The sequence below is a fragment of the Burkholderia sp. Ac-20392 genome (assembly GCF_017104585.1).
In the GTDB taxonomy this organism is placed as follows: domain Bacteria; phylum Pseudomonadota; class Gammaproteobacteria; order Burkholderiales; family Burkholderiaceae; genus Burkholderia; species Burkholderia lata.
In genome coordinates this window covers 1-7,974 of record NZ_JAAGPB010000406.1, presented here as the reverse complement: position 1 = coordinate 7,974, position 7,974 = coordinate 1, and the positions used below count along the sequence as shown (strand labels likewise).

Sequence of the window (7,974 nt, the reverse complement as noted above, 5' to 3'; positions counted from 1 at the left end):
GTCGGGCGGCAGCAGGCGAACGGTATAATCGCGTGCTTTGCTGCGACGCTTCGGGCGCCGCACGACCGCATTCCAACTTCCCGGCAGGACCACCACCATGACAGCCCTCCTCATCGACGGCAACGCCCTTTCGAAGACCCTGCGCGCACAGGCCGCCGAACGCGCCGCCGCCCTGACCGCACGCGGCCACCAGCCCGGTCTCGCGGTGATCCTCGTCGGCGCCAACCCGGCGAGCGAAGTCTACGTGCGCAACAAGATCAAGGCGTGCGAGGACAACGGCTTCTTCTCGCTGAAGGATGCGTACCCGGACACGCTGTCGGAGGCCGACCTGCTCGCGCGCATCGACGAGCTGAACCGCGATCCGAAGATCCACGGCATCCTCGTCCAGCTGCCGCTGCCCAAGCACATCGACAGCCACAAGGTGATCGAGGCGATCGCGCCGGAGAAGGACGTCGACGGCTTCCACATCGCGAACGCCGGCGCGCTGATGACCGGCAAGCCGCTGTTCCGCCCGTGCACGCCGTATGGCGTGATGAAGATGTTCGAGGCACACGACATTCCGCTGCAGGGCGCGAACGCGGTCGTGATCGGCCGCTCGAACATCGTCGGCAAGCCGATGGCGATGATGCTGCTCGACGCCGGCGCGACCGTGACGATCTGCCACAGCAAGACGCGTGACCTCGCCGCACACACGCGGCAGGCCGACGTCGTGGTCGCCGCGGTCGGCAAGCGCAACATCCTGACCGCCGACATGGTGAAGCCCGGCGCAACGGTGATCGACGTCGGCATGAACCGCGACGACGCCGGCAAGCTGTGCGGCGACGTCGATTTCGCGGGCGTGAAGGAAGTGGCCGGCCACATCACGCCGGTGCCGGGCGGTGTCGGCCCGATGACCATCACGATGCTGCTGATCAACACGATCGAAGCCGCCGAGCGCGCCGCCGACGCGGCCGCCTGAGCGCCAGCCCGTTCAGCCGGCGTGCGATTCCGCGCGCCGGCGCCTCGCCGGCCACCCGGCACCGCACTGTACCGCGCCGGCCGCGCCGCGCCGTCAAACACCTCCACCCCGCATTCGACCCCGCGTCAATCGCATCGTTAGAAACTAACGATTGGAAAGCGCGCGATGCGCCCCAATAATGTCGATATCGGGCGCCGCGTTGCCTTGCGCGCCTTACCCTTTTCACTCCGGTTCATCCGGCAACAGACAGGGAGTCTTATGTCCGCCAGCGCCAACATCAACCCGCTTCTCGATTTCTCGGGCCTGCCCCGCTTCGGCGAGATCCGTCCGGAACACGTGACGCCCGCGCTCGACACGCTGCTCGAAGCCGCCAACCGCGCGGTCGACACGGCAAGCGCGGCCGCGACGCCGGCAACCTGGGCAGAAATCGTCGAGACGGTCGAGCACGCAACGGAGCCGCTCGGTCGCGCCTGGGGCATCGTCGGCCACCTGAACGCGGTCGCCGATACGCCCGAACTGCGGGCCGCCTATGGCGAGAACCTGCCGCGCGTGACCGAATTCTGGTCGAGCGTCGGCCAGAACCTCGCGCTGTACGAGAAGTACAAGGCGATCGCCGCAAGCGCCGAATACGCGACGCTGTCCACCGAACGCAAGAAGATCCTCGACAACGCGCTGCGCGATTTCCGTCTGTCGGGCGCCGAGCTGCCCGAGGACCAGAAGCCGCGCTTCGCCGAACTGCAGGAACAGCAGGCCGCACTGTCGAAGGCATTCTCCGACCACGTGCTCGACGCGACCAACGCGTACGCGTATTTCGTGCAGGACGAGGCCGACCTGGCCGGCCTGCCCGGCGACGCGATCGAGGCCGCGCGCGAAGCCGCGCAAAAGGATGCCAAGGAAGGCTGGAAATTCACGCTGCACTTCCCGTCATACTTCCCGGTGCTGCAATACGCCGACAACCGCGCGCTGCGCGAGACGCTCTACCGCGCCTATGCGACGCGCGCGTCGGAACTCGGGCCGCAGTACGGCGACGGCAAGGCCGAATGGGACAACACGGCGATCGTCGCCGATGCACTGAAGCTGCGCCGCGAAGAGGCGCTGATGCTCGGCTTCCGCAACTTCGCCGAAGTGTCGCTGGCGCCGAAGATGGCCGAATCGCCGCAGCAGGTCATCGCATTCCTCGAGGATCTCGCAACGCGCGCGCGCCCGCATGCGGACAAGGACTGGGACGAGCTGCGCACGTTCGCCGCAAAGGAACTCGGCCTCGCCGAACTCGCGCCGTGGGACGTCGCATTCGCAGCCGAAAAGCTGCGCCAGCAGCGCTACGCGTTCTCGGAAAACGAGGTCAAGCAGTACTTCCCGGAGCCGGCCGCGCTGAAGGGCCTGTTCACCGTCACCGAGACGCTGTTCGGCGTTCAGATCAAGCCGGACGACGCGCCGGTGTGGCACAAGGACGTGCGTTTCTTCCGCGTCGAGAACCGCGACGGCTCGCTCGTCGCGCAGTTCTATCTCGACCTGTACGCGCGCGAAGGCAAGCGCGGCGGCGCATGGATGGATGACGCGCGTTCGCGCGCGAAGCGCGGCAGCAGCGTGCAGACGCCGGTCGCCTATCTCACCTGCAATTTCTCGGCGCCGGTCGGCGGCAAGCCCGCGTGCTTCACGCACGACGAAGTCATCACGCTGTTCCATGAATTCGGCCACGGGCTGCACCACATGCTCACGCGTGTCGACGAACTCGGCGTGTCGGGCATCAACGGCGTCGAATGGGATGCCGTCGAGCTGCCGTCGCAGTTCATGGAAAACTTCTGCTGGGAATGGGACGTGCTGTCGTCGATGTCGTCGCACGTCGACACGGGCGCCGCGCTGCCGCGCGAGCTGTTCGACAAGATGATCGCGGCGAAGAACTTCCAGAGCGGGCTCGGCACGCTGCGCCAGATCGTGTTCTCGATGTTCGACATGCTGCTGCACGTCGACTTCGACCCGGCAGGCGCCACCGGCGTGACCGCATTCGCGCGCGAGATCAACGAGCGCTATCACGTGATCCCGCAAGCCGCGTTCTCGCGCTGGCCGAACACGTTCAGCCACATCTTCGCGGGCGGCTACGCGGCCGGCTACTACAGCTACAAGTGGGCCGAGGTGCTGTCGGCCGATGCGTACGCGGCGTTCGAGGAAGCGGCCGCCGCAAGCGGCAGCGTGCTCGATGCGGCGACCGGCACACGCTATCGCCGCGAAATCCTCGAGGTCGGCGGCAGCCGCCCGGCGATGGATTCGTTCAAGGCGTTCCGCGGCCGCGAGCCGCAGATCGATGCGCTGCTGCGCCACAACGGCATGGCCGCGCCTGCGCACTGAGCGCCGCCCGGCCCTTCCGGCTGCATGCAAGCAAAGGCACCGCTTCGGCGGTGCCTTTTTTCATGGCGCGGGCGATTCGTCGTCGAACAACGAGAACTGCCCGTGGCGCTCGGCCGTATCCTCGTCGATGCGCACGCCGACGCCGAGCAACCGCACCGCCTGCGCACGTCGTTGCAGCCCCTTCGCGAGCAGCGTGACGGCCGTGTCCGCATTCGTCGCATCGGCCACGCACTCGACCGTCGTGCGCTGGAAATCGGCGAAGCGGATCTTCACGTACAGCTTGCGGATCGAGCGCGCGGCGCCCGCCCGTTCGATCCGCGCGTCGAGTTGCACGACGAGGCGGCGGATTTCCTCCGCGCACTGCTCGAGCGTCGTCAGGTCGGTCACGTAGGTCGTCTCGACGCTGACCGACTTGCGCTCCTGGTCGGCCTGCACGCGCCGCTCGTCGATCCCGCGCGACAGTTCGTACAGCCGCCGCCCGAACGCACCGAATTCGCGGTGCAGGTCGATCAACGGCCAATCGCGCAACTGCGCGCAGGTCTGGATGCCGAGCCGGTCGAGCCGCGTGGCCGTCACCTTGCCGACGCCGTGCAGCTTGCGCACCGGCAGCGCCGCGACGAACGCGTCGATCTCGTGCGGCCGCACGACGAACAGCCCGTCGGGCTTGTTCCAGTCGGACGCGATCTTCGCGATGAACTTGTTCGGCGCGACGCCGGCCGACACGGTCACGCCGACCGTGTCGAACACGCGCTGGCGAATCTCGCGCGCAATCAGCGTCGCACTGCCCTGGCATCGCTCCGACCCGCTGACGTCGAGGTACGCCTCGTCGAGCGACAGCGGCTCGACGTCGGGCGTGTAGTCGCGATAGATCGCCATGATCTGCCGCGACGCCGCGCGGTATTTGTCCATCGCGGTCGGCAGGATCAGCAGGTCCGGGCACTTGCGCATCGCCAGCGCCGACGACATCGCCGAATGCACGCCGTAGCGCCGCGCCTCGTAGTTGCAGGTCGCGATCACGCCACGCTGGTCGGGCCGGCCGCCGACCGCGAGCGGCCGGTTGCGCAGCGACGGATCGTCGCGCATCTCGACCGACGCGTAGAAGCAGTCGCAGTCGCAGTGAATGATCTTGCGCATGCGCGGCAGCGCGTCGCCCGGCGGCGGCACGTGCGGATCGGCAGGCGGAATGATGGTCGGGTTCACGGTGCCGATACTGTACAAAAACACAGTGCCGGTTTCAACTGTCGCGTGCGGCCAGGCCCGGCGGCGCCGTACTGGCCCGCTTTGTACGGATCGTACCGGCCGGGCGCGGACAGCGGCGCCTATACTCGTCTGCCGCAATACACGAAACGCGAAGGTGACGGTTGACGTCCTCGTCCGCCTAAAGGCGGAGGATTCCCACATCTGGCGATGCACGTCCGCATCGGAGAATGTTCAGCGCAGCGTTGATATCACGATCATGCTCGACACCACAGTCACTGCAGGCCCATTCTCTTATTCTCAGTCCTGCGATACCTTTCGGCCGCGTCGTGCTGTCTTTCGACCCGCACGCCGAACAGGACTGGGTCGAACCGCTTTCGTCGACTTCCTCGAACGTGGCTCCGTGCGCGATCGCTTTGTAGCGGAGCTTGTTTCGGAAGGACGACCAGGATGCGTCGTAGACGCTCTTCGCCATCCTGGTTCTGGCGAGTTTCGCGGCCGACACGTTGCCGACCGCGATGTAATCGAACCGCCGCACCAGATCGAGTGCGAGCTTGTGCTGGAAATCGGCGCGAGCATTCGCGACCTTGGCGTGCAACTTCGCGATATGTCGCTTGTGCTTTCGCGCTTGCTGAGCCTTTGCCAGCTTCTCGGCCGCTCGCTGGCCGAACCGGTCGTTCGGCAGCTTCTCGCCGGTCGAAAGTGTGGCGAAGTCTTTCAGGCCGAGATCGATGCCGACGCCGGAACGGATCGAGCGAGCCTGAACATCTGGCATCTCGATCACGATGTTCAAGAACCAATTGCCGCGCGCATCCTGCGCAAAGTTGGTTCCGTCCTTGATCTTGCCTTCGGGAAGCGGTCGGCTGTTGAACACGCGAAACGTGTTGCCGGCGAAACGAAACGCTTCGCCTTCGCGCTTCAGGTCACGCCCCTTCAACGGCACCCAGCCCAGCGATTTCCTGCCGCGATAGCGCAGGTAGGGCCGACGGTGCTGACTGCGCGACTTCGCATATTGCTCGCACGTCGCGTTGATCGTGCCGGAGTGGATGCCGAGCGCCTTGCTGCTCCCCGTCGTCAGCACGTTCAGATCGAATCCCGTCGGCCACTTCCTACCCCACTTGAGCGCGTGCTTCTGCGTGTCATTGCAGAAGTTCCAGACGTAGTTCACCGCACGGCTCTGCTTGTTAAGCAGTCCGTTGAGCGACTTCACGCGGTAGCAGTAGACAAGAATCATGCAGGTGATCCTAACCCGTGGAAGAAGCTGCCTGTCAACAGCACGCCTTTCCTTCCCGCCATCAATGGCGGGGTTTCTCGGAGCAAATTCTGATGAAGACAATCGGACTGATCGGCGGGATGAGCTGGGAATCGTCGGCCGAGTACTACCGAATGATCAATCGCCATTCGAAGGCGTTGCACGGCGGGCACCACAACGCGAAGAGCGTGCTGGTCACGGTCGATTTCGCCGAGATCGAAGCGCTGCAACGCACGCACGACTGGGCCGCGCTCGGCGAACGGATGTCCGATGCCGCGCGACAGCTCGAAGCGGCCGGCGCCGATCTCGTCGTGCTGACGACCAATACGATGCACCGCGTGAGCGATGCGATCGAAGCCGCGGTGACGCTGCCGTTCCTGCACATCGCCGATCCGACCGGCAGTGCGCTGCGCGATGCGGGCGTCGAGCGCGTCGCGCTGCTCGGCACGCGCTACACGATGGAGTTGCCGTTCTACGCGGAGCGGCTGCGCGGCAAGTTCGGAATGGAGGTGCTCGTGCCGGACGAGCGCGGGCGCGACGACGTGCACCGGATCATCTACGACGAGCTGTGCCACGGCATCATCTCGCCGGAATCGCGCGCGACGTACGTGACGATCATCGAGGAACTGGCCCGGCGCGGTGCGCAGGCCGTGATCCTCGGCTGCACGGAGATCACGCTGCTGATCGGCGCGGACGACTCGCCGCTGCCGGTGTTCGACACGACCGCGCTGCATGCGAAGGCGGCGGTCGAGTGGGCGGCGCGCTGACCGGGCCCGCCGCTGCGATGCTGCCGATGACGCGAACGCGTACCGGCACAATGGGCCGCTCGCCTCTACCGAACGGCCTCACGAACGGGGCAAGTTGCGAGGCAAGCGCCAGCATGGATGTACAACGACACCGCTAAAGCGGTTCGCATCGCATTCGCCGGCAAGTCAGGACGCTTCGACCGTCGCGCCTGACCCTTCGCTCGGTTCGACTGGCTGCTCGAACGGGCACGCAGCGGCGAATGGCGCTCGTTCCCCCTGCCCCGGCGTGCCGATCAACGCGACCAGACCACACGCGAGCGATCCGCGCCAGTGCAGATAGTCGTGGCCGCTCGCCGTCGACGCGTAGCGCACCGCATAGCCCTTCGCCTGCAGCACGTCGCGCAGATGGCGGCTCGTCGTGCCGATGCCGGCCGGCCCCTTGCCGTCCTCGAAACGGCCGCTCTCCAGATAGAAGCGCACGGGCAACCGCTCGCGCTCCCCATATTCGCGCGTCAGCCATTCGGCGGTACGCGTACGCGCATCGCCCTGCGTGGGCGCCCACCAGAACGATCCCGACTGGCTCAGCACGTTGCCGAACAGTTCCGGGTGGCGCAGCGCCGCGTAGGCCGACGCAAGCCCGCCGTAGCTCGACCCCGCGATCACCGTGCGCGCCGCCGGCGCGCTCACGCCTTCGCGACGCGCCCACGGCATCAGTTCTTCCGCGAGAAAGCGCGCGAATGCGGGATTCGGCGGCAGTTCCCGGCCGCGCGTCGCGCCGTCCGGATTGCCGACGATGAGCGCCGCGGTGCGCGGCACGCGCCCTTCCGCGATCAGGTTGTCGAGGATCGTCGGCGTCGGCACCGCGTCGACGTACGCGTGTGCGTCGAACACCACGACGAGTGCGCGCGCCGGATCGTCCGCACGGTAGCCGGCCGGTCGATACAGGTACACGTCGCGGGTATTGCCGAGCACGGTGCTGGCGAACCGGTAAGCGGTCAGCGAGCCGGCCGGCACGTTCGCGCGCGGTGCGATCCACGGCTGCGGCGGCGCGTCGCGCAACTCGAGCACCGACTTGCCCTGAAACGGATCCGGCGCGGGATTCATGGCCGCGTGCGGATTGAGCGGATCGCGCTGCGCGGTCGCGAGAATCGCGCGGCGCCGCGCACCGTCGTCGAGATCCAGTTCGGGCACGTCGGGAGCGAGCAGGTAGCTGATGCGCGTCGTGGCCGGCACCACGTAGCTGCGATACCAGACGTCGCTGCCCGGCAGGTGCCGCAGCGTGTCGTGCTCGCCCGACGGGCTGCCGAGCAGCCGCACGTTGTCGCGCGCGCCGCGCCACAGGAACGTGACGAGCCGTGTCGCTTCGTCGGGCGGGTTCAGGCCCCGCGCGATCGTTGCGTCGGTGCGCCACGGCTTGTCGGGCACCGGTTCGACGAGCGGCGTGCCGCTTGCCGGCACCCCGCGCCAGAACGCAT

6 protein-coding genes are annotated in these 7,974 nt (G+C 66.9%); 3 read left to right on the top strand and 3 right to left on the bottom strand.

The annotated features are described in order from the left end of the window. Positions 1–97: 97 nt before the first annotated feature. Both folD and G3N99_RS30350 read left to right on the top strand, forming a co-directional pair. Positions 98–958 carry a bifunctional methylenetetrahydrofolate dehydrogenase/methenyltetrahydrofolate cyclohydrolase FolD gene (gene folD, locus G3N99_RS30355; RefSeq protein WP_174941850.1) on the top strand — a complete coding sequence of 287 codons (861 nt, stop codon included), beginning with the start codon at positions 98–100 and terminating at the stop codon, positions 956–958. Between the two features lie 258 nt (positions 959–1,216). Then, positions 1,217–3,304, top strand: a complete 2,088-nt coding sequence (locus tag G3N99_RS30350; protein ID WP_206124210.1) for a M3 family metallopeptidase — start codon at positions 1,217–1,219, stop codon at positions 3,302–3,304. 60 nt (positions 3,305–3,364) lie between these two features. Here the strand turns inward: G3N99_RS30350 and dinB are convergent, their stop codons facing one another. Together dinB and G3N99_RS30340 are read right to left on the bottom strand one after the other, a co-directional pair. Next, a complete protein-coding gene (gene dinB, locus G3N99_RS30345; protein WP_174986961.1) occupies positions 3,365–4,528 on the bottom strand; it encodes a DNA polymerase IV in 1,164 nt (387 codons plus the stop codon). Positions 4,529–4,682: 154 nt separating this feature from the next. Next, entirely contained in the window at positions 4,683–5,735 is a 1,053-nt protein-coding gene (locus G3N99_RS30340; protein WP_174947079.1) for an RNA-guided endonuclease TnpB family protein, read from the bottom strand. A 92-nt stretch (positions 5,736–5,827) separates the two neighbouring features. Between G3N99_RS30340 and G3N99_RS30335 the strand changes: the two genes are divergently transcribed. Beyond that, positions 5,828–6,520 carry an aspartate/glutamate racemase family protein gene (locus tag G3N99_RS30335; protein ID WP_206124209.1) on the top strand — a complete coding sequence of 231 codons (693 nt, stop codon included), beginning with the start codon at positions 5,828–5,830 and terminating at the stop codon, positions 6,518–6,520. Between the two features lie 165 nt (positions 6,521–6,685). Here the strand turns inward: G3N99_RS30335 and G3N99_RS30330 are convergent. Further along, positions 6,686–7,974, bottom strand: a 1,289-nt coding sequence (locus G3N99_RS30330; RefSeq protein WP_206124208.1) for an alpha/beta hydrolase-fold protein, incomplete at its 5' end; no start/stop codon positions are given.